The 21,146-nt window shown below is 72.4% G+C and carries 18 protein-coding genes; 14 read left to right on the forward strand and 4 right to left on the reverse strand.

The genetic code is table 11. The features are described 5' to 3' along the window. Positions 1–96 precede the first annotated feature (96 nt). Complete coding sequence (gene speB / locus E2B92_RS16055) at positions 97–1,092, reverse strand: agmatinase (protein ID WP_126885432.1); 996 nt, start codon at positions 1,090–1,092, stop codon at positions 97–99. 155 nt (positions 1,093–1,247) lie between these two features. Here speB and E2B92_RS16060 point away from each other — a divergent pair, with 155 nt between their 5' ends. The 4 genes from E2B92_RS16060 to E2B92_RS16075 all read left to right on the forward strand — a co-directional run bounded on the left by E2B92_RS16060 (position 1,248) and on the right by E2B92_RS16075 (position 5,317). Continuing rightward, a complete protein-coding gene (locus tag E2B92_RS16060; RefSeq protein ID WP_126885431.1) occupies positions 1,248–2,678 on the forward strand; it encodes a PucR family transcriptional regulator in 1,431 nt (476 codons plus the stop codon). A 117-nt stretch (positions 2,679–2,795) separates the two neighbouring features. Beyond that, a complete protein-coding gene (locus E2B92_RS16065; RefSeq protein WP_126885430.1) occupies positions 2,796–3,953 on the forward strand; it encodes an acyl-CoA dehydrogenase family protein in 1,158 nt (385 codons plus the stop codon). A 5-nt stretch (positions 3,954–3,958) separates the two neighbouring features. After that, positions 3,959–4,834 (forward strand): acyl-CoA thioesterase II, encoded by an 876-nt coding sequence (gene tesB, locus E2B92_RS16070; protein WP_126885429.1) that lies wholly within the window; start codon positions 3,959–3,961, stop codon positions 4,832–4,834. Between the two features lie 15 nt (positions 4,835–4,849). After that, positions 4,850–5,317 carry a hypothetical protein gene (locus tag E2B92_RS16075; protein WP_126885428.1) on the forward strand — a complete coding sequence of 156 codons (468 nt, stop codon included), beginning with the start codon at positions 4,850–4,852 and terminating at the stop codon, positions 5,315–5,317. Between the two features lie 48 nt (positions 5,318–5,365). Here the strand turns inward: E2B92_RS16075 and E2B92_RS16080 are convergent, their stop codons facing one another. The 3 genes from E2B92_RS16080 to E2B92_RS16090 all read right to left on the reverse strand — a co-directional run bounded on the left by E2B92_RS16080 (position 5,366) and on the right by E2B92_RS16090 (position 7,689). Beyond that, positions 5,366–6,133, reverse strand: coding sequence for a phosphatase (locus E2B92_RS16080; protein ID WP_126885427.1), 768 nt, complete (start codon positions 6,131–6,133; stop codon positions 5,366–5,368). Between the two features lie 129 nt (positions 6,134–6,262). After that, positions 6,263–7,021, reverse strand: coding sequence for a hypothetical protein (locus E2B92_RS16085; RefSeq protein ID WP_126885426.1), 759 nt, complete (start codon positions 7,019–7,021; stop codon positions 6,263–6,265). Between the two features lie 89 nt (positions 7,022–7,110). After that, complete coding sequence (locus E2B92_RS16090) at positions 7,111–7,689, reverse strand: SACE_7040 family transcriptional regulator (RefSeq protein WP_126885425.1); 579 nt, start codon at positions 7,687–7,689, stop codon at positions 7,111–7,113. A 77-nt stretch (positions 7,690–7,766) separates the two neighbouring features. Here E2B92_RS16090 and E2B92_RS16095 point away from each other — a divergent pair, with 77 nt between their 5' ends. The 10 genes from E2B92_RS16095 to E2B92_RS16140 all read left to right on the forward strand — a co-directional run bounded on the left by E2B92_RS16095 (position 7,767) and on the right by E2B92_RS16140 (position 21,107). Further along, positions 7,767–9,383, forward strand: a complete 1,617-nt coding sequence (locus tag E2B92_RS16095) for a carboxyl transferase domain-containing protein (RefSeq protein ID WP_126885444.1) — start codon at positions 7,767–7,769, stop codon at positions 9,381–9,383. Positions 9,384–9,390: 7 nt separating this feature from the next. Beyond that, entirely contained in the window at positions 9,391–11,328 is a 1,938-nt protein-coding gene (locus E2B92_RS16100; protein WP_126885424.1) for an acetyl/propionyl/methylcrotonyl-CoA carboxylase subunit alpha, read from the forward strand. Between the two features lie 14 nt (positions 11,329–11,342). Continuing rightward, a complete protein-coding gene (locus E2B92_RS16105) occupies positions 11,343–12,278 on the forward strand; it encodes a hydroxymethylglutaryl-CoA lyase (protein ID WP_185923595.1) in 936 nt (311 codons plus the stop codon). Positions 12,279–12,281: 3 nt separating this feature from the next. After that, positions 12,282–13,442 carry an acyl-CoA dehydrogenase family protein gene (locus E2B92_RS16110; RefSeq protein WP_126885422.1) on the forward strand — a complete coding sequence of 387 codons (1,161 nt, stop codon included), beginning with the start codon at positions 12,282–12,284 and terminating at the stop codon, positions 13,440–13,442. 178 nt (positions 13,443–13,620) lie between these two features. Next, a complete protein-coding gene (locus E2B92_RS16115) occupies positions 13,621–14,664 on the forward strand; it encodes an ABC transporter substrate-binding protein (protein ID WP_126885421.1) in 1,044 nt (347 codons plus the stop codon). A 5-nt stretch (positions 14,665–14,669) separates the two neighbouring features. Then, positions 14,670–15,515: a siderophore-interacting protein gene (locus E2B92_RS16120; protein WP_126885420.1), complete on the forward strand. Its 846-nt coding sequence runs from the start codon at positions 14,670–14,672 to the stop codon at positions 15,513–15,515. 550 nt (positions 15,516–16,065) lie between these two features. Beyond that, on the forward strand, positions 16,066–17,508 hold the full coding sequence (locus E2B92_RS16125) for a pyridoxal phosphate-dependent decarboxylase family protein (RefSeq protein WP_126888429.1): 1,443 nt from the start codon (positions 16,066–16,068) through the stop codon (positions 17,506–17,508). Then, a complete protein-coding gene (locus E2B92_RS16130; RefSeq protein ID WP_126888430.1) occupies positions 17,492–18,763 on the forward strand; it encodes a lysine N(6)-hydroxylase/L-ornithine N(5)-oxygenase family protein in 1,272 nt (423 codons plus the stop codon). Before E2B92_RS16125 ends, E2B92_RS16130 begins: the two co-directional genes overlap by 17 nt. Then, a complete protein-coding gene (locus tag E2B92_RS16135; protein ID WP_126888431.1) occupies positions 18,760–19,311 on the forward strand; it encodes a GNAT family N-acetyltransferase in 552 nt (183 codons plus the stop codon). The genes E2B92_RS16130 and E2B92_RS16135 overlap by 4 nt, the downstream gene beginning before the upstream one ends. Further along, complete coding sequence (locus E2B92_RS16140) at positions 19,308–21,107, forward strand: IucA/IucC family protein (protein WP_126888432.1); 1,800 nt, start codon at positions 19,308–19,310, stop codon at positions 21,105–21,107. The genes E2B92_RS16135 and E2B92_RS16140 overlap by 4 nt, the downstream gene beginning before the upstream one ends. Positions 21,108–21,146: the final 39 nt, after the last annotated feature.

Below are 21,146 nucleotides of genomic sequence, written 5' to 3' on the forward strand. Positions count from 1 at the left end.
TCGGCTCACTCGCCGTTCCGTACCGGATGTGGGCCGGGGCCGGGGCGGTGCAGGGTCGCCCCCACACCCACCGGCGGCAGCCGCCTCCCGCGCAGGTTACTTCGCGGAGCCCTCCGCGCCGGAGGCGCGCTGCGCCGCGATCTGGCGGGACATGATCGTCGTCAGCTCGTACGCCGTGTGGGAGGCGGCGACCGAGGTGATCTCGGCGTGGTCGTACGCGGGGGCGACCTCGACGACGTCGGCCGACACCAGGTTGCAGGAGGCCAGACCGCGCAGGATCTCCAGCAGTTCGCGGGACGTCATGCCGCCCGCCTCGGGCGTGCCGGTGCCGGGGGCGTGCGCGGGGTCGAGGCAGTCGATGTCGATGGAGATGTACAGCGGGCGGTCACCGATGCGCTGGCGGAGCTGGTCGGCGACCTCGTCGGCGCCGCGCCGGTAGACGTCGGCCGAGGTGACGATGCCGAAGCCCATCTTCTCGTCGTCGGTCAGGTCCTGCTTGCCGTACAGCGGGCCGCGCGTACCGACGTGGGAGAGCGCCTCGGTGTCGAGGATGCCCTCCTCGACGGCCCGGCGGAACGGGGTGCCGTGGGTGTACTCGGCGCCGAAGTAGGTGTCCCACGTGTCGAGGTGGGCGTCGAAGTGGAGCAGGGCGACCGGGCCGTGCTTCTTGGCGACGGACCGCAGCAGGGGCAGGGCGATGGTGTGGTCGCCGCCCAGGGTCATCAGGCGGGCGCCGGTGCCGAGCAGATCGTCGGCGGCGGCCTCCACCGTCTCGACGGCCTCGTTGATGTTGAACGGGTTCACGGCGATGTCGCCGCCGTCCGCGACCTGGGCGAGCGCGAACGGCGAGGCGTCCTGCGCCGGGTTGTAGGGGCGCAGCAGGCGGGACGCCTCACGGATGGCGTTGCCGCCGAAGCGGGCGCCGGGGCGGTAGGAGACGCCCGAGTCGAAGGGCACGCCCACCACGGCGACGTCGGCGGTGCCGACCTCGTCGAGCCGCGGCAGCCGCGCGAACGTCGCCGGTCCGGCGTACCGCGGGACGCGGGACGAGTCGATGGGGCCGCGCGGCGTCTCGGGGGTGCTGCTGCTCATGTTCGGATGCCTTCTTTCGGTCGCCGGGTACTGCTGTGTCCGGTATGCACTGCTTCGAGTGCGCATGGCCGGTCGGGACGACAGTAAGTGGCCGGGGCCCGGCGCTGAAGTGTACGTTTCCTCCATTGTCGGGCCATTCAGTGGAGGAACCGTCCATGGCCGATGCGGCACCGACCCCACCGGGGCCCGCGATCCCGCTCACGGCGCTGCTCGCCCGGGAGGAACTGGGCCTGCGCCTGGTCGCCGGGCCCGGCGAGGCCGCCCTGCACTGGGTGCACACCTCCGAGATGGCCGACCCGTACCCCTACCTGCTGGGCGGCGAGCTGCTGATGACGGCGGGCGTGCAGCTCACGGACCCGGAGCGGTACGTGGCACGGGTCGTCGCCGCGGGCGCGGCGGCGCTCGGCTTCGGGGTGGCGCCGGTGCACGACACGGTGCCGCCGGAGCTGGTGGCCGCGTGCGCCCGGCACGGGCTGCCGCTGCTGGAGGTGCCGCCGAGGACGCCGTTCACGGCGGTGGGGCGCGCGGTGTGGCGGCTCATGGCGGAGGCCCGCCACCGGGAGCTGCGCCGGGTGACCGAGGCCCAGCAGTCGCTGGCCACCGCCGCGGCCCGCCCCGACCCGGTGCCGGCCGTGCTGCACGCCCTGGCCTCCCGGCTGGCGGGGCGTGCGGCCCTGTACGCGCAGGACGGCACGGAGTACGCGGCGGCGGGCCGCCCGGTGGAGCCGGAGGCCCGAGGGGCCCTGGCCCGCCTGGTGCGGGTGCTGCACCCGGACGGCCGCCCCGGTGAGGGCGCCGGGTCCGGCTCCCGCCCCGCCTCGGCGGCCGACACCGTGGGCGGCACCCATCTGGCCGCGTACCCCCTCGGGGGCGGCCAGGGACTGACGCTGGGCCTCGCCTCGGGGCGGCGGGAGGCGGGCGACCACACGATCGCGGGCGTCGCGGTGGTCCTCCTGTCGCTGCTCACCGCCCCGCACCAGGGCGCCGACGAGGCCGCGCGCTCCACCGCGCTGGTCCGCCTGCTGCTGGGCGCCGCCCCCGCCGACGTGACCCCGCTGCTCGGGGACGCCCCCTGGACCGTGGTGCACGCGCGCGGGGAGGGCGCCGTGCCGCCGCTGGGCACGCCGCTGCTGGACGCCCGGGACGACGGCACCGTCCGGGCGCTGCTGCCCGCCGGGCGGGAGGTCGCCCCGCACCCGGGCTGGACCCTGGGGGTCAGCGCCCCGGCGGAGGCGGCGGAGCTGGGCGCGGCCGACCTCCAGGCGGCCCGCGCCCTGCGCCGCGCCCGGGCCGCGCACACCCCGCTGGCCCGGCACCGCTCCGGCGGGCTCGGCGCCCTGCTGGACCCGGACGAGGCGACGGCGTACGCCCGGGCGCTTCTGGCCCCGCTGCCGGAGCCGCTGACGGAGACGCTGCGCACCTGGCTGTCCCTGCACGGCAACTGGGACCGCACGGCCACGGCGCTGGGGGTGCACCGCAACACGGTCCGGCAGCGGATCGCGCGCTGCGCGGTGCTGCTGGAGGCGGACCTGGACGACGCGGAGGTCCGGATGGAGCTGTGGTTCGCGCTGCGGTGGTCGCCGTGATGGTTGTGACATGAACGACCCTGGACAGCTCCGGTGACTGCCCGGTAACTTCTTCTGAGCAAGCGCTTAGCCAAGGCCCAGCGCGACCGTACCCAGCGACACCACGAGGAGGCGTCCGTGCGCCGTACCGTTTTCAACGAGGACCACGAGGCGTTCCGGGAGACCATCCGCGCCTTCATCGAGGCCGAGGTCGTCCCGGTCTACGACGAGTGGTTCGCCGCGGGCCAGGCGCCGCGCGACTTCTACTACAAGCTGGGTGAGCTGGGCGTCTTCGGCATCAACGTGCCCGAGGAGTTCGGCGGCGCGGGCCTGGACACGCACAAGTTCGAGGCCGTCCTGTACGAGGAGACCTCCCGCGCGGGCGTCCAGTTCGGCGGCTCCGGCGTGCACGTGCTGCTGGCCCTGCCGTACATCAAGATGCTCGCGACCGACGAGCAGAAGAAGCGCTACCTGCCGAAGTTCGTCTCCGGTGAGGAGATGTGGGCGCTGGCGATGACCGAGCCGGGCACCGGCTCCGACGTCGCGGGCATGAAGACCACCGCCAGGCTCTCCGAGGACGGCACGCACTACGTCCTCAACGGCGCCAAGACCTTCATCACCGGTGGCGTCCACGCCGACCGCGTGATCGTCTGCGCCCGCACCTCCGCCCCGAGCGAGCAGGACCGCCGCTTCGGCATCTCGCTGTTCGCCGTGGACACCAAGTCCGAGGGCTACTCCATCGGCCGCAAGCTGGACAAGCTGGGCCTGAAGACGTCCGACACGGCCGAGCTGGCCTTCGTCGACGTCAAGGTGCCGGTCGAGGACCTGCTCGGCGAGGAGGGCAAGGGCTTCTACTACCTCGGCCACAACCTGGCCTCCGAGCGCTGGGGCATCGCCTTCGGCGCCTACGCGCAGGCCAAGGCCGCCGTCCGGTTCGCCCAGAACTACGTGACCGAGCGCACCGTCTTCGGCAAGCCGGTCGCCCACTTCCAGAACACCAAGTTCGAACTGGCCGCCTGCCAGGCCGAGGTGGACGCCGCCGAGGCCGTCGCCGACCGCGCCCTGGAGGCCCTGGACGCCGGCGAGCTGACCCCCGCCGAGGCCGCCAGCGCCAAGCTCTTCTGCACCGAGGTCGCGCACCGCGTCATCGACCGCTGCCTCCAGTTGCACGGCGGCTACGGCTACATGAACGAGTACCCGATCGCCCGCCTGTACGCGGACAACCGCGTCAACCGCATCTACGGCGGCACCAGCGAGATCATGAAGTCGATCATCGCCAAGTCGATGGGCCTGTAGTACCGGTGACCCAAGCGCTCGACGACCTGCTCGATCTGCTCGACCTGGAGCGGATCGAGCAGGACATCTTCCGGGGCGAGTCCCGCTCGGCGATCGTCCCGCGCGTCTTCGGCGGCCAGGTCGCCGCACAGGCCCTGGTCGCGGCCGGCCGCACCGTCCCGGAGAACCGGCTCGCCCACTCCCTGCACGCGTACTTCCTGCGCGCCGGGGACCCGGGCGCGCCGATCGTCTACACCGTGGACCGCATCCGCGACGGCCGCTCGTTCACCACCCGGCGGGTCGTCGCCGTCCAGCACGGCCAGCCGATCTTCCACCTGTCCGCCTCGTTCCAGGCGTACGAGGAGGGCCTGGAGCACCAGGCGGACATGCCGCCCGCGCCGGACCCGGACACGCTCCCGACGGCCGCCGAGCTGCTGCCCCGCTACGCGGACCGGTTCGTCCACCCGGACACCGTGGACCGCCTGTTGGAGGCCCGGGAGGCGGTCGACCTGCGGTACGTCGAGGAGCCCCCGTACGGCACGGCGGGCGTGCGGCGGGAGCCGCGTTCCCAGGTGTGGTTCCGCACGAGCGGCAAGCTCGCGGACGACCCCCTGCTGCACGTGTGCCTGGCGACGTACGTCTCCGACATGACGCTGCTCGACTCGGTGCTCCTCGCCCACGGGCGGGGCGGCTGGGCGGTCGGCGACGTGGTGGGCGCGTCGCTGGACCACGCCATGTGGTTCCACCGCCCCTTCCGGGCGGACGAGTGGCTGCTGTACGACCAGGAGTCCCCGTCGGCCTCGGGCGGCCGGGGCCTGGGCCAGGCCCGCATCTACACCCAGGACGGGCGGCTGGCCATCTCGGTGATCCAGGAGGGCGTGGTGCGCGTCCCGCGCGGGTGAGGTTTCCTTGGCCCCATGGAGACACTGACGGGGGGAACGGCCCTGGCGCTGGCGGGAGTTGTGCTCGGCGCCCTGGGCACGGTCCTGGGCCAGCATCTGGCGACACGGGTCGAGAGCCGGCGCCACCAGTGGGAGCGGGCCGCCACCGACCGCGCGGAGCGGAAGGCGGCCATCATGGACTTCCTCGGCTCGGCGCAGCGGATCGAGCTGGTCCTCGACAGCAGGAACCTCGGGCTCTCGGAGGCGTGCGGCACCGACGAGGAGGCCCTGCACGAGCTCTGGCTGGCGACCAAGGCCGTCGAGCTGGTCTGCGCCACCGGAACGGCCGAGGCCGCCCGGGACTACGCCGGAGCCCTGCACGCGCGCGTGCGGGGCGGCGCCGCGAGCGCGGCTCCGGCCGCCAAGCGGGAGCGGCGGCACGCCTTCATGGAGGCCGCCCGCCGCGAGCTGAGCGGCCACCGCCCCGGACTCAAGGCCCGCTGAGGCCGCCCCGCGCTCAAGGCCCGCCGAGGCCGCCCGGGGGGCCGCCGGTCAGAGCAGGCCGGCCGCGTCCAGGAGGTACTGCGTCATCGGCTCGTAGAAGCGCGGGTCGACCACGTGGTCGTCCAGGGGGATCGTGACCTGGAGGGTGCCCTCCGCCTCGCCGATGAACAGGGCGGGGTCGTTGCAGTCGGCGTACCCGATGGCGTCGATCCCGCGCTGGCCCGCCCGGCCCGCCCAGCCGTGGTCGGCGAAGACCAGGTCGGGCTGGACGTCCAGGCGGTCCAGGATCGCGTTCATCGGCTCCGGCGAGTGGGTGTGCCACAGGCTGGCGCCGCGTTCGAAGACGGCCACGTCGGCGAACTGCACGACGTACCCCTCGTCCGCGATCAGCCCGCCCGGGATGCGCACGATGTCGCACCCGGCACCGCGCAGCGCGGCGGCGGTCCTGCTGTGCACGTCCAGCAGCGCGCCCGGGTGCCCGGTCGCGAACAGCACCCGCTGCCGGCCCGCGGCGGCCTTCCGCAGCCGTGCGGCCGCCCGGTCCAGCGCGTCGACGGTCAGCTCGGGGTCGATGGTGTCCTGCCCGGCCCGGTGCGCCGGGTCGTCGTTCACCCCGCACCGCTCCGCCATCACGGCGAGCACGTCCTGCTCGTCCGTCCAGCGGTCGCCCAGCTCCAGGCCGAGCCAGTAGTGGCGGTCACCGTTCGCCAGTTTGCGGTAGTGGGAGAGGTTGTTGTCGCGGGGCGTGGCGACGTCTCCGGCGATACGGGTACGGACGAGGTGCTCGACGAGGGCGGCGCGGCTGGGTATCGGCATGGCCCCATTGTGCCGTCCCGCCACGGTGGGTGGCGGTGTCATTCCGCCCCGTGGACGTGTCGCGGCCCCTCGGCGGGCGAGTGACCCGGCCGGGTCCCCGGCCACCGGAAGGTGCCGGGGCGACCGGTGTCAGTACCGGTGCCCCGGCCAGTGGGGGTCCCCCCACCGGGCGTCGCCGGTGACGCCCAGCAGGCGTATCCGGTGGAGCAGTTCCTCCGGGGCGCCGTGGGCCCGGAGCCGTGGGGCCGCGTGGCGCACCAGCCAGGCCGTCAGTTCGGCGCACATGGCCTCCGCGTCGTGCCAGCCGTTCCACGGGAGCTGGTCGCCCAGCAGCTCGTACTCCCACTCGCCCGCCGCCTCGGCCAGGTGCTCGGTGGCCCGGGGGGAGTCGAGGCCCTCCCAGGTGGCGAGCCATGGGGTGAGCGTGCCGGAGGCCTCGGCGACCAGGGCGAGGAGCTCGTGCGCCGGCACGGCCGGCCGGGAGCCGGTCAGGGTGTGCACCCACCAGGCGTCCAGGAACTCCCACACGGGCGCGGCGTGGTCGGCGGGCCATCGCGTCCAGCCGGCCATGGTGAACCAGCGTCCGACCTCGTGCATGCCGGACCAGGCCTCGACCCGGCCTTCGACGAGGGCCCGGGAGAGCTGGGGCAGGACACGGCGCAGCACCGCCCCGCGGTCGGTCCAGTCGGTGGCCCGCCAGGTGCGCGCGAGGAGATCCGGGTACAGCTCCACGTCCGGCGTCTTCAGCAGGGCGAGGTCCTCGTCGCTGCCCCAGTGGCAGGTGCAGTTGGACTCGTCGGGGCGGGCGGTCATGCCCCGGAAGGTCACGGCCAGACCGCTCAGCGCGGCGTCGAGACGTGCGGACGGGGGCAGCGGGGCAGCGTGCATGGCGGGTGCCGCTCTCAAGGACTCCGGCGGCCGGCGCGACCGAAGATCCGGACTCTACCCGCCGCCCCGGGGTCGTGTCGCGGCCCCCCTCAGCGGGCGAGTGACCCGAACGCCCCGTGGGCCAGGCGGCGCAGCAGGGACTCCATGGCGGTGCGGCCGAGCAGGCCGATGTGCGGGGTGGAGTTGAGCAGGCCGAACACGGCGTGGACGGTGGCCCGTGCCTCCGCCTCCGGGGGCGCCGGGTACAGCTCGCGGACCACCGCGACCCACAGCTCGACGTACTGCCGCTGGAGCTGGCGCACCCTCTTTCGGTCGGTCTCCCGCAGGCGGTCCAGCTCGCGGTCGTGCAGGGTGATCAGGGGGCGGTCGTCGAGCGCGAAGTCGATGTGCCCGTCGATGAGCGAGCCGAGCAGCGCCTCGGGGTCGCCCGCCGCCTCCTGTACGCGTCGCCGGCCGCCGTCGAGGAGCCGCTCACTGATGCCGACCAGCAGCTCGGCCAGCATGGCGTCCTTGCCGGGGAAGTGCCGGTAGAGGCCGGGGCCGCTGATGCCGACCGCTGCCCCTATCTCGTCGACGCCTACGCCGTGGAAGCCGCGCTCGGCGAAGAGGCGGGCGGCCTCCTTGAGGATCTGCTCACGGCGCGTCGGGGCGTCGGTCCTGGTGCTCATGGGATTGATTCTAGACAAGGCGGTTAGCGGTCGTTAACCTGATGGACATACGTTAACGGTCATTAACTGGGGGCATGATGCAGCAGGCGCCCGTGCTGACCAGCACGGCAGATCCGGCCTCCGCCGCCTGGCAGGCCAATGAGGCGGCGCACCACGAGCTGGCCGAGGGGCTGCGCGCACGGCTGGCCGCCGCCCGCCTCGGCGGCGGGGAGAAGGCCCGCGCCCGGCACACGGCGCGCGGCAAGCTGCTCCCGCGCGACCGGGTCGACACCCTCCTGGACCCCGGATCACCCTTCCTGGAGCTGGCACCGCTGGCCGCCGAGGGGATGTACGAGGGCCAGGCGCCCGCCGCCGGGGTGATCGCCGGTATCGGACGGGTGAGCGGCCGCGAGGTCGTCGTCGTGGCGAACGACGCCACGGTCAAGGGCGGCACGTACTACCCGATGACGGTCAAGAAGCACCTGCGGGCGCAGGAGGTGGCGCTGGAGAACCGCCTCCCGTGCGTCTACCTGGTGGACTCGGGCGGCGCCTTCCTGCCCAAGCAGGACGAGGTCTTCCCCGACCGGGAGCACTTCGGGCGGATCTTCTACAACCAGGCCCGGATGTCCGGTGCCGGCATCCCGCAGATCGCCGCGGTGCTGGGGTCCTGCACGGCGGGCGGCGCCTATGTGCCCGCGATGAGCGACGAGGCCGTGATCGTGCGGAACCAGGGCACGATCTTCCTGGGCGGCCCGCCGCTCGTGAAGGCGGCGACCGGCGAGGTCGTCACGGCCGAGGAGCTGGGCGGCGGCGAGGTCCACTCCCGTACCTCCGGTGTCACCGACCACCTCGCGGAGGACGACGCGCACGCCCTGCGCATCGTGCGGAACATCGTCTCGACGCTCCCCGCCCGGGGCCCGCTGCCCTGGTCGGTGGAGCCGGCCGAGGAGCCCAAGGTCGACCCGGCGGGGCTGTACGGGGCGGTTCCGGTGGACTCGCGCACGCCCTACGACGCGCGGGAGATCATCGCGCGGATCGTGGACGGCTCGCGGTTCCAGGAGTTCAAGTCCGAGTTCGGCCAGACCCTGGTGACCGGCTTCGCCCGGATCCACGGCCACCCGGTGGGGATCGTCGCCAACAACGGCATCCTGTTCGCCGAGTCCGCCCAGAAGGGCGCCCACTTCATCGAGCTGTGCGACCAGCGCGGCATCCCGCTGCTGTTCCTGCAGAACATCTCCGGCTTCATGGTCGGCCGGGACTACGAGGCGGGCGGCATCGCCAAGCACGGCGCCAAGATGGTCACCGCCGTCGCCTGCACGCGCGTGCCCAAGCTGACGGTGGTCGTCGGCGGTTCGTACGGCGCGGGCAACTACTCGATGTGCGGCCGGGCCTACAGCCCCCGCTTCCTGTGGATGTGGCCCAACGCCAAGATCTCCGTCATGGGCGGCGAGCAGGCCGCCTCCGTCCTCGCCACCGTCAAGCGCGACCAGATCGAGGCGCGCGGGGAGTCCTGGCCGGCCGAGGACGAGGAGGCGTTCAAGGACCCGATCCGCGCGCAGTACGAGGAGCAGGGGAACGCCTACTACGCCACGGCCCGCCTCTGGGACGACGGCGTGATCGACCCGCTGGAGACCCGCCAGGTCCTGGGTCTGGCCCTGACCGCCTGTGCCAACGCCCCGCTGGGAGACCCCCAGTTCGGCGTCTTCCGGATGTGAGGGACTGATGTTCACGACTGTTCTTGTCGCCAACCGGGGCGAGATCGCGGTGCGCGTCATCCGCACGCTGCGGGCCCTGGGCATCCGCTCGGTCGCCGTCTTCAGCGACGCGGACGCCGACGCCCGGCACGTCCGGGAGGCGGACACGGCGGTACGGATCGGCCCGCCGCCCGCCGCCGAGAGCTACCTGTGCGTGGACCGGCTGCTGGAGGCGGCCCGGCGGACCGGCGCGCAGGCGGTCCACCCCGGGTACGGCTTCCTCGCGGAGAACGCCGCCTTCGCGCAGGCGTGCGAGGACGCGGGCCTGGTCTTCATCGGGCCGCCCGCGTCCGCCATCGCCCTCATGGGCGACAAGATCCGCGCCAAGGAGACGGTGAAGGCCGCCGGTGTTCCGGTGGTGCCCGGCTCCTCGGGCAGCGGCCTGAGCGACGACGAACTGGCGGCGGCCGCCCGTGAGATCGGCATGCCGGTGCTGCTGAAGCCCTCGGCGGGCGGCGGCGGCAAGGGCATGCGGCTCACGCGCGCCGAGTCGGCCCTGATGGACGAGATCGCGGCGGCGCGGCGCGAAGCACGGGCGTCGTTCGGCGACGACACACTCCTGGTGGAGCGGTGGATCGACCGGCCCCGTCACATCGAGATCCAGGTGCTGGCGGACGGCCACGGCAATGTCGTCCACCTCGGCGAGCGCGAGTGCTCCCTCCAGCGACGCCACCAGAAGATCATCGAAGAGGCGCCGTCCGTCCTGCTGGACGAGAAGACCCGCGCGGCGATGGGCGAGGCGGCCGTCCAGGCGGCCCGCTCCTGCGGCTACCGGGGTGCGGGGACGGTGGAGTTCATCGTCCCGGGCGGCGACCCGTCCGCCCACTACTTCATGGAGATGAACACCCGGCTCCAGGTGGAGCACCCGGTCACCGAGCTGATCACGGGCGTGGACCTGGTGGAGTGGCAGTTGCGGGTGGCCGCCGGGGAACCGCTCGGCTTCACCCAGGACGACATCGCGCTCACCGGCCACTCCATCGAGGCCCGCCTCTGCGCCGAGGACCCCGCCCGGGGCTTCCTGCCGTCGGGCGGCACGGTGCTGGCCCTGCGCGAGCCGGCGGGTGAGGGGGTGCGGACCGACTCGGGCCTGAGCGAGGGCACGGAGGTCTCCAGCCTGTACGACCCGATGCTCGCCAAGGTCATCGTCCACGCCCCGGACCGGCCCACCGCCCTGCGCAGGCTGCGCGCCGCCCTGGCCGGCACGGTGACCCTCGGCGTCCCGACCAACGCGGGGTTCCTGCGCCGCCTGCTCGACCACCCGGACGTCGTCTCCGGCGACCTGGACACCGGACTGGTGGAGCGGGACGCGGAGAGCCTGGTCCCCGAGGGCGTCCCGGAGGAGGTGTACGAGGCCGCCGCGGCGGTACGCCAGGCCCGGCTCGGGCCCCGTCCGGACGCGAGCGGCTGGACCGACCCGTTCGCGGTGCCCAGCGGCTGGCGGCTCGGCGGGGAGCACGTGCCGGTCACGCACTGGCTGCGCGTCCCGGGGCACGACCCGGTCGCCCACCGCACCCGGGGCCACGCGCGCGTGGACGCCGACCGGGTCACGGTCACCGTGGACGGTCTCACCCACACGTTCCACCGTGCCGGGACGTGGCTGGGCCGGGACGGGGACACGTGGAACGTGCTGGACCACGACCCCGTGGAGGCGTCGCTCGGCCGGAGCGCCCACGCGGGGGCCGACTCGCTCACCGCGCCCATGCCGGGGACGGTCACCGTCGTGAAGGTGGCCGTCGGGGACGAGGTGACGGCCGGACAGGGACTGGTGGTCGTCGAGGCGATGAAGATGGAGCACGTCATCTCCGCCCCGCACGACGGCACCGTCGCCGAGCTGGACGTCACCCCCGGCACCACCGTCGCCATGGACCAGGTGCTGGCCGTGGTGGTCCCCAAGGAGGAGCAGTGACCGGCGGACTTCCCATGACGTTCCCCGTGGACGGCCTGCCCGCCCGGGTGCGCATCCACGAGGTCGGCGCGCGCGACGGCCTCCAGAACGAGCAGGGTCTCGTCCCCACCGAGGTGAAGGCCGAGTTCATCCGGCGCCTCGCGGACGCCGGGCTGTCCACCATCGAGGCGACCAGCTTCGTCCACCCCAAGTGGGTGCCCCAGCTCGCCGACGCCGAGCAACTGTTCCCGCTCGTCAGGGACCTGGCGGGGGTGCGCCTGCCGGTCCTCGTCCCGAACGAGCGGGGGCTGGACCGGGCGCTGGCGCTCGGGGCGCGCGAGGTGGCCGTGTTCGCCAGCGCCACCGAGTCGTTCGCCAAGGCCAACCTGAACCGCACGGTCGACGAGGCGCTCGCCATGTTCGCCCCGGTCGTCACCCGCGCCGTGGAGCACGGCCTGACCGTACGCGGCTACCTGTCCATGTGCTTCGGCGACCCCTGGGAAGGGCCCGTCCCGGTCGACCAGGTCGTCGCCGTATGCCGGCGCCTGCGGGACATGGGCTGCGACGAGCTGAGCCTGGGCGACACCATCGGTGTGGCCACCCCCGGCCACGTACAGCGCCTGCTCGCCGCCCTGCACGAGGCGGGCATTCCGGCCGGCGCGCTGGCCGTGCACTTCCACGACACCTACGGCCAGGCGCTCGCCAACACGCTCACCGCCCTCCAGCACGGCGTCACCACGGTGGACGCCTCCGCCGGTGGCCTCGGCGGCTGCCCGTACGCCAAGTCCGCCACCGGCAACCTCGCCACCGAAGACCTCGTGTGGATGCTCCACGGCCTCGGCATCGACACCGGGGTCGACCTCGGCCGGCTCACCGCCACGAGCGTGTGGCTGGCCGGACAACTGGGCCGTCCCAGCCCGTCCCGCACTGTCCGCGCCCTCGGCGGCGCGGCCTCCCACAAGGAGTCCTGAGTCATGTCCCTGGACCACCGGCTCTCACCGGAGCACGAGGAACTGCGCCGCACCGTCGAGGAGTTCGCGCACGAGGTCGTCGCCCCGAAGATCGGGGACTTCTACGAGCGCCACGAGTTCCCGTACGAGATCGTCCGCGAAATGGGGCAGATGGGCCTGTTCGGGCTGCCCTTCCCGGAGGAGTACGGCGGCATGGGCGGCGACTACCTCGCGCTCGGCATCGCCCTGGAGGAGCTGGCCCGGGTGGACTCCTCCGTGGCCATCACCCTGGAGGCGGGCGTCTCGCTCGGCGCGATGCCGGTCTACCGCTTCGGCACCGAGGAGCAGAAGCGGCAGTGGCTGCCGCGGATGTGCGGCGGCGAGATCCTGGGCGCGTTCGGGCTGACGGAGCCGGGCGCGGGCTCGGACGCGGGCGGCACCCGCACCACCGCCGTGCGCGACGGCGACGAGTGGGTCATCAACGGCTCCAAGTGCTTCATCACCAACTCGGGCACGGACATCACCGGCCTGGTCACGGTCACCGCCGTCACCGGCCGCACCCCCGAGGGCAAACCGCTGATCTCCTCCATCATCGTTCCGTCCGGCACCCCCGGCTTCACGGTCGCGGCGCCCTACTCCAAGGTCGGGTGGAACGCCTCGGACACCCGGGAGCTGTCCTTCTCCGACGTCCGGGTCCCGGTGTCCAACCTGCTGGGCGAGGAGGGGCGCGGATACGCCCAGTTCCTCCGCATCCTCGACGAGGGCAGGATCGCCATCTCGGCGCTCGCGACGGGCCTGGCGCAGGGGTGTGTCGACGAGTCGGTGAAGTACGCCAAGGAGCGGCACGCCTTCGGGCGGCCCATCGGCGACAACCAGGCCATCCAGTTCAAGATCGCCGACATGGAGATGCGGGCGCACATGGCCCGGATCGGCTGGCGGGACGCGGCGTCCCGGCTGGTGAGCGGCGAGCCGTTCAAGAAGGAGGCCGCGCTGGCGAAGCTGTACTCGTCGACGGTCGCCGTCGACAACGCCCGTGAGGCCACCCAGATCCACGGCGGTTACGGCTTCATGAACGAGTACCCCGTGGCCCGGATGTGGCGCGACTCCAAGATCCTGGAGATCGGCGAGGGCACCAGCGAGGTCCAGCGCATGCTCATCGCCCGGGAGTTGGGCCTGTCGGCCTGATCTCGCGCGTACGCCGCGGCCGTCGCCGTCCACCGGCGGCGGCCGCGCCGTGTCCGCGCCCGGTGGCTCCGTGGCCCATCGCACAGGGGGGCACCCCCTGGACAAGGCGTGAGGTTAGGCTAACCTTTCTTCGACCTTGACCGTTGGCCGAATACGGCCGTACGAAAGCGACTCCGCCATGCCCAGCACCGCCCGAGCCACCCACCTCAACCGCCGCGGCCTGCTCGCCGCAGGCGGCGCCCTCGGGCTGGGCGCCGCGCTGGTCGCCTGCGGCGGAGGCAAGGACGACAAGGGCTCGTCCCAGGCCGGCAAGGCGTCCGGCCCCTGGAAGTTCACGGACGACCGCGGCAGGAAGGTCGAGCTGAAGTCCACCCCGAAGAACATCGTGGCCTTCATCGGCACCGCCGCCGCCCTGCACGACTACGGCATCGAGGTCAAGGGTGTTTTCGGCCCGACGACCGTCAAGGACCCGAAGACCGGCAAGGACAAGCCGGACATCCAGGCCGGTGACCTCGACGTCACCAAGGTGAAGAACCTGGGCAACGTCTGGGGCACCTTCAACATCGAGGAGTACCTGAAGCTCGAGCCCGAGCTGCTGGTCTCCGCGATGTGGGACAAGAACGTCCTGTGGTACCTGCCGCCGCAGTCCCACGACAAGATCGTCAAGCTGGCCCCGACCGTCGCGCTGTGGGCCGCCGGCACCACGATGCCCAAGGCCCTCCAGCGCCACGCCGAGCTGGCCGAGTCGCTGGGCGCGGACCTGAAGGCCAAGAAGACGGTCGACGCCAAGGCCCGCTTCGAGAAGGCCGCCGCCAAGCTGCGCGCCGCCGCGAAGGCCCGGCCCGAGATCCGCGTCATGATCGGCTCGGCGAGCGCGGAGCTGTTCTACGTCTCGCTCGCCAAGATGTCCGCGGACACCGCGTACTTCCAGGAGCTCGGCGTGAAGTTCGTGCAGCCCAAGGTCAACGCCCAGGGCTACTTCGAGGAGCTGAGCTGGGAGAAGGTCGACACCTACCCGGCCGACATCATCATGATGGACAACCGCAGCCAGGCCATCCAGCCCGCCGACCTGAAGTCCAAGCCGACCTGGGGCCGGCTGCCCGCCGTCAAGGCCGGTCAGGTCATCCCCCGCTTCACCGAGCCGATCTACTCGTACGACAAGTGCGCCGTCCTCCTCGAGGACCTCGCCACGGCCATCGAGAACGCCAAGAAGGTGGCCTGAAGCGCATGTTCGGCTTCTTCTCCCTGACGGTGACGCGGACCCGCCGGCTCGGCCCGTCACTGGTGCGCGTCACCTTCACCGGCACGAACGGCGCGGAGCTGGAGGGTTTCGCCTCCGGGGGCCGCGACCAGAGCCTGTCCCTGTTCCTCCCGCACCCGGGCCAGCCCGAGCCGGTCATGCCCCCGCTCCAGGACGGCGACCTGTACGGCGCGCTCGGCGCGTGGCGGGCCATGCCCGACGACGTACGGGCGGTGATGCGCTCGTACACGGTGCGGGAGCAGCGCCGCACCGGCGACGGAACGACCGAGGTCGACATCGACTTCGCCCTCCACGAGGACGGCGGACCGGCCTGCCGCTGGGCCGCCCGCGCCTCGGAGGGCGACCGTGTGGTGGTCCTCGGCCCGACGGTCGCCGACAACACCGGAGTGCGCTTCCAACTGCCCGGTGACGCGGACGAGGTGCTCATCTGGGGCGACGAGACGGCGCTGCCCGCCGCCTCGTCGATCCTGGAGTCGCTGCCGGCCGGCACCAGGGCCCAGGTGTGGCTGGAGGTCCCGTACGCCGCCGACCGCCTGGAGCTGCGGACGGAGGCGGACGCCACCGTCACCTGGCTGGTCCGGGAGGAGGGGGCACCCGCCGCCGTCGACGCCGTACGCGCCGCCGTGCTCACCGGCACGGCCCCGTACGCCTGGATCGCGGGCGAGTCCGGTTCGGTGAAGGCGCTGCGCCGCCACCTGGTCAACGAGCGCGGTATCGACCGCCGTCGTGTGACGTTCGTCGGCTACTGGCGCAAGGGCCTGAGCGAGGACGCCCTGCGCGAGGTCCCGGACACCTCCGGGGACGACGCCTAGGCGACGGAAGACGGTCCTGGCCCGGCGCCCCGGAGCTCCACCCCCGGGGCGCCCGCCAGGGCGCCGTGCCACGGCATCGGCGCCGTACCCGCACGTCACCGTGGACGGGCCCACCCGCCTCTGGCGCCCCACCGGCCCCCGGAGCCCCACCGGCCCGCGCCTCGCCGCACCGCCCGCATGGGCAACCGCACCGGTACACCCGCTGCCGCACCGCCCGACCCCGGCACCCGGCCAGGCCATGCCCCGGCCCGCCCCCGGTCACCGCACGCGCCGGCCCCACCGCCGGCCGCCACGGCACCGCACCAGCCCGCCCCACCCCCCCGCCCCACCACGCCCCCCCCCGGCCACCGGCCCGCACCGCACCCCGGCCCGGGCGCCGGGCCCGCCACCCCGTACAACCCCCCTGCCACACGGGTCCACTGAGTGCCCGTAAGACCCCTGTGGCATATGCCAACCGCAAGTTAGGTTAGGCTTACCTTATTAACCCCCGGCTCCACCCCCATCCTGTTCCGTGAGCCGGCCGAGTCCCCGTACCCGGGAGGACATTCGCATGCGCGCGCACCTGCTCAATGACGCAACCGCCGAGCAGTACCGGCGTTCCGTCACCGAAGGAGTCGAGCGGGTGGCGGCACGGCTCGCCACGACCAGGCGTCCGTTCACCGGCGTCACCCCCGACGAACTCGCCCCGCTCATCGACTCCGTCGACCTCGACCGGCCGCTCGGCGACGCCTCCGCCGCCCTCGACGAGCTGGAGCAGGTGTACCTCCGCGACGCCGTCTACTTCCACCACCCCCGCTACCTCGGCCACCTCAACTGCCCGGTCGTCATCCCCGCGGTCCTCGGCGAGGCGGTCCTCTCCGCCGTCAACTCCTCGCTCGACACCTGGGACCAGAGCGCCGGCGGCACCCTCATCGAGCGCCGCCTCATCGACTGGACCACCGGCCGCGCCGGGCTCGGCCCGGCCGCCGACGGGGTCTTCACCAGCGGCGGTTCGCAGTCCAACCTCCAGGCGCTGCTCCTGGCCCGCGAGGAGGCCAAGACGGACGACCCGGCCAAGCTGCGCATCTTCTCCTCCGACTGCAGCCACTTCAGCGTCCAGAAGTCGGCCAAGCTCCTCGGGCTCTCCCCCCAGGCCGTCGTCTCCATCCCCACCGACCGCCACAAGCGCCTCCAGTCCGTGGCCCTCGCCGCCGAGCTGGAGCTGTGCGCCGCACAGGGGCTCGTGCCCATGGCGATCGTCGCCACCGCCGGCACCACCGACTTCGGCTCCATCGACCCGCTCCACGAGATCGCCGAGCTGGCCGGCCAGTTCGGCGCCTGGATGCACGTCGACGCCGCCTACGGGTGCGGCCTGCTGGCCTCCCCCACCCGCCGCCACCTCCTGGACGGCATCGAGCGCGCCGACTCGGTCACGGTCGACTTCCACAAGTCGTTCTTCCAGCCGGTCAGCTCCTCGGCCCTGCTCGTCCGCGACGGGGCGACGCTGCGCCACGCCACGTACCACGCGGACTACCTCAACCCCCGGCGCACCGTCGAGGAGCGCATCCCGAACCAGGTCGACAAGTCGCTCCAGACCACCCGCCGCTTCGACGCGCTGAAGCTGTGGATGACGCTGCGCGTGATGGGCGCCGACGGCGTGGGGCAGCTCTTCGACGAGGTGTGCGACCTGGCCGCGGCGGGCTGGGACCTGCTCGCCGCCGACGCCCGCTACGACGTCGTCGTCGAGCCGTCCCTGTCGACCCTCGTCTTCCGCTACATTCCGGCCGCCGTCACCTCGCCCGGCGAGATCGACCGCGCCAACCTCTACGCCCGCAAGGCGCTGTTCGCGTCGGGCGAGGCCGTCGTCGCCGGTACGAAGGTCGACGGCCGCCAGTACCTGAAGTTCACCCTGCTCAACCCCGAGACGACCGTGCACGACATCGCCGCCGTCCTCGACCTGATCGCCGGCCACGCCGAGCAGTACCTTGGAGAGAACCTTGTCCACGCCTCGTGACGTCCACGATTTCATCGGTATCGGACTGGGTCCGTTCAACCTCGGCCTGGCCTGCCTCACCGAGCCGATCGACGAGCTGAACGGCGTCTTCCTGGAGTCGAAGCCCGCCTTCGAGTGGCACTCGGGGATGTTCCTCGAAGGCGCCCACCTCCAGACGCCGTTCATGTCGGACCTGGTCACCCTCGCCGACCCGACCTCGCCGTACTCCTTCCTCCAGTACCTCAAGGAGAACGGCCGGCTCTACTCGTTCTACATCCGCGAGAACTTCTACCCGCTGCGGACCGAGTACAACGACTACTGCCGCTGGGCCGCGTCCAAGCTGAGCAGCATCCGCTTCTCCACCACCGTCGAGACGGTCGAGTACGACGCCGCGGACGAGCTGTACGCCGTCCGCACCACCGGCGGCGAGACGTACCGCGCCCGTCACCTCGTCCTGGGCACCGGCACCCCTCCGTACGTCCCGGAGGCCTGCCGGGACCTGGGCGGCGACGTCATCCACAACTCGCGCTACCTGCCGAACAAGGAAGCGCTCCAGAAGAAGAAGTCGATCACCCTCGTCGGCAGCGGCCAGAGCGCCGCCGAGATCTATTACGACCTGCTCAGCGAGATCGACGTCCACGGCTACCGGCTGAACTGGGTCACCCGCTCGCCGCGCTTCTTCCCGCTGGAGTACACCAAGCTCACGCTGGAGATGACGTCCCCGGAGTACGTGGACTACTTCCACGCCCTGCCCGAGGCGACCCGCTACCGCCTGGAGTCCCAGCAGAAGAACCTGTTCAAGGGCATCGACGGCGAGCTGATCGACGCGATCTTCGACCTGCTGTACCAGAAGAACCTCGGCGGCCCGGTCCCCACGCGCCTGCTCACCAACGCGTCGCTGAACTCGGCGACGTACGAGAACGGGACGTACACCCTCGGCCTGCGCCAGGAGGAGCAGGGCAAGGACTTCACGATCGAGACCGAGGGCCTGATCCTGGCCACCGGCTACAAGTACGTCACCCCCGCCTTCCTGGAGCCGGTCAGGGACCGGATGCGCTGGGACGGCCAGGGCCGCTTCGACGTCGCCCGCAACTACTCCGTCGACACGACCGGCCGCGGGGTCTTCCTCCAGAACGCCGGCGTGCACACCCACTCGATCACCAGCCCCGACCTGGGCATGGGCGCCTACCGCAACGCCTACATCATCCGCGAACTGCTGGGCCGCGAGTACTACCGCGTCGAGAAGTCCATCGCGTTCCAGGAGTTCGCCGTATGAGCACCCCCCTGTCCCCCGGGGCCTTCACCTTCCGCCCCCTCGACCCCCTCACCGACGGCGAGCTGCTGCACGGATGGGTCACCCATCCCAAGGCCGCCTTCTGGATGATGCGGGACCACACCGTCGCTGACGTGGAACGCGAGTACATGGCCATCGCCGCCCACGAGCACCACCACGCCCGCATCGGCCTGCACGACGGGGAGCCCGCGTTCCTCATGGAGCACTACGACCCGTCGAAGGTCGAGCTGGTCGGGCTGTACGAGGCCCGGCCCGGCGACGTCGGCATGCACTTCCTGGTCGCCCCCACCGACACACCGGTCCACGGCTTCACCCGCGCCGTGATCACCGCCGTGATGGCCGAGCTGTTCCGCGACCCCGCGACCGAGCGGGTCGTCGTGGAGCCCGACGTCGGCAACACGGCCGTCCACGCGCTCAACGCGGCCGTCGGCTTCGAGATCGCGGAGCGGATAGCCAAGCCGGAGAAGGACGCCTACCTGAGCTTCTGCACCCGGGACCAGTTCCACGCCGCCACAGGAGCCGCCCGATGAACCCCGTCGCCCACCTCACGCCCGACCGCTGGGCGCACGCCAACCGGCTCCTCGTCCGCAAGGCGCTCGCCGAGTTCGCCCACGAGCGGCTGCTGACGCCCGAGCCCCTCGGTGGGGGCACCTCCGGGGCCGAAGGCTCCGGGGGAGGCCGCTACCGGGTGCTCAGCGACGACGGCACCACCGAGTACCGCTTCACCGCCCGGCGGTTCGCCCTCGACCACTGGCACGTGGACGCCGGCTCCCTCAGCCGCCACCGGGGCGGCGAGGAACTCGTACTGGACGCGCTGGAGTTCGTCATCGAGCTGCGCGGCTCGCTCGGCCTGAGCGACGAGGTGCTGCCGGTCTACCTGGAGGAGATCTCCTCCACGCTCTCCGGTACGGCGTACAAGTCGGCCAAGCCGCAGGTCACCGCCGCCGAGCTGGCGAAGGCGGACTTCCAGGCCGTCGAGACGGGCATGACCGAGGGCCACCCCTGCTTCGTGGCCAACAACGGGCGGCTCGGCTTCGGCATCGACGAGTACCACGCGTACGCGCCGGAGGCGGCCAGCCCCATCCAGCTCATCTGGCTGGCCGCCCGCCGCGACCGCACCACCTTCACGGCGGGCGCGGGCATCGACTACGAGGAGTTCATCCGGGCCGAACTGGGCGACGCCACGGTCGACGGCTTCGCCCGGACGCTCGCGGAGCGGGGCCTGGACCTGGCGGACTACCTCCTGATGCCCGTGCACCCCTGGCAGTGGTGGAACAAGCTCTCCGTCACCTTCGCCGCCGAGATCGCCCAGCAGCGCCTGGTCTTCCTCGGCGAGGGCGACGACCGCTACCTGGCCCAGCAGTCGATCCGGACGTTCTTCAACACCACCGACCCGGCCAAGCACTACGTCAAGACGGCCATCTCGGTCCTCAACATGGGCTTCATGCGCGGCCTGTCCGCCGCCTACATGGAGGCCACGCCCGCCATCAACGACTGGCTGGCGAACCTGATCGCCGGTGACGACGTGCTGCGCGCCGCCCGCTTCTCGATCATCCGTGAGCGCGCGGCGGTCGGTTACCGGCACCTGGAGTACGAGGCCGCCACCGACCGCTACTCGCCCTACCGCAAGATGCTCGCCGCGCTGTGGCGCGAGAGCCCGGTGCCGACCGTCGGGCCGGGGCAGCGGCTGGCCACCATGGCGTCGCTGCTGCACACCGACCACGCGGGCGCGTCGTTCGCGGGCGCGCTGATCGCCGAGTCCGGGCTGGCGCCGTCCGCGTGGCTGCGCCGCTACCTGGACGCGTACCTGCTGCCGATCGTGCACACCTTCTACGCGTACGACCTCGGCTGGATGCCGCACGGCGAGAACGTCATCCTCGTCATCGGCGAGGACGGCACGGTCGAGCGCGCGATCTTCAAGGACATCGCCGAGGAGATCGTGGTGATGGACCCGGACGCGGTGCTGCCGCCGGCCGTCGAGCGCATCCGGGCCGACATCCCCGAGGACACGAAGCTGCTGTCCGTGTTCACGGACGTCTTCGACTGCTTCTTCCGCTTCCTCGGCGCCACGCTCGCCGCCGAGGGCGTGATGGACGAGGACGACTTCTGGCGGACGGTCGCGGAGTGCGTCCGGGCGTACCAGGCCGCGAAGCCGGAGCTGGCGGAGAAGTTCGGGCAGTACGACCTGTTCGCCGAGGAGTTCACGCTCTCCTGCCTCAACCGCCTCCAGTTGCGCGACAACAAGCAGATGGTGGACCTGTCGGACCCGTCGGCCGCCCTCCAGTTCGTCGGCACGCTGAAGAACCCCCTGGCGCGGTTCGCGTAGCCACGGGCCGGCCGGGGCGCCGGACGGAGTACGGTCCTC

The sequence above is a fragment of the Streptomyces sp. WAC05374 genome (assembly GCF_004353505.1).
In the GTDB taxonomy this organism is placed as follows: Bacteria; Actinomycetota; Actinomycetes; order Streptomycetales; family Streptomycetaceae; genus Streptomyces.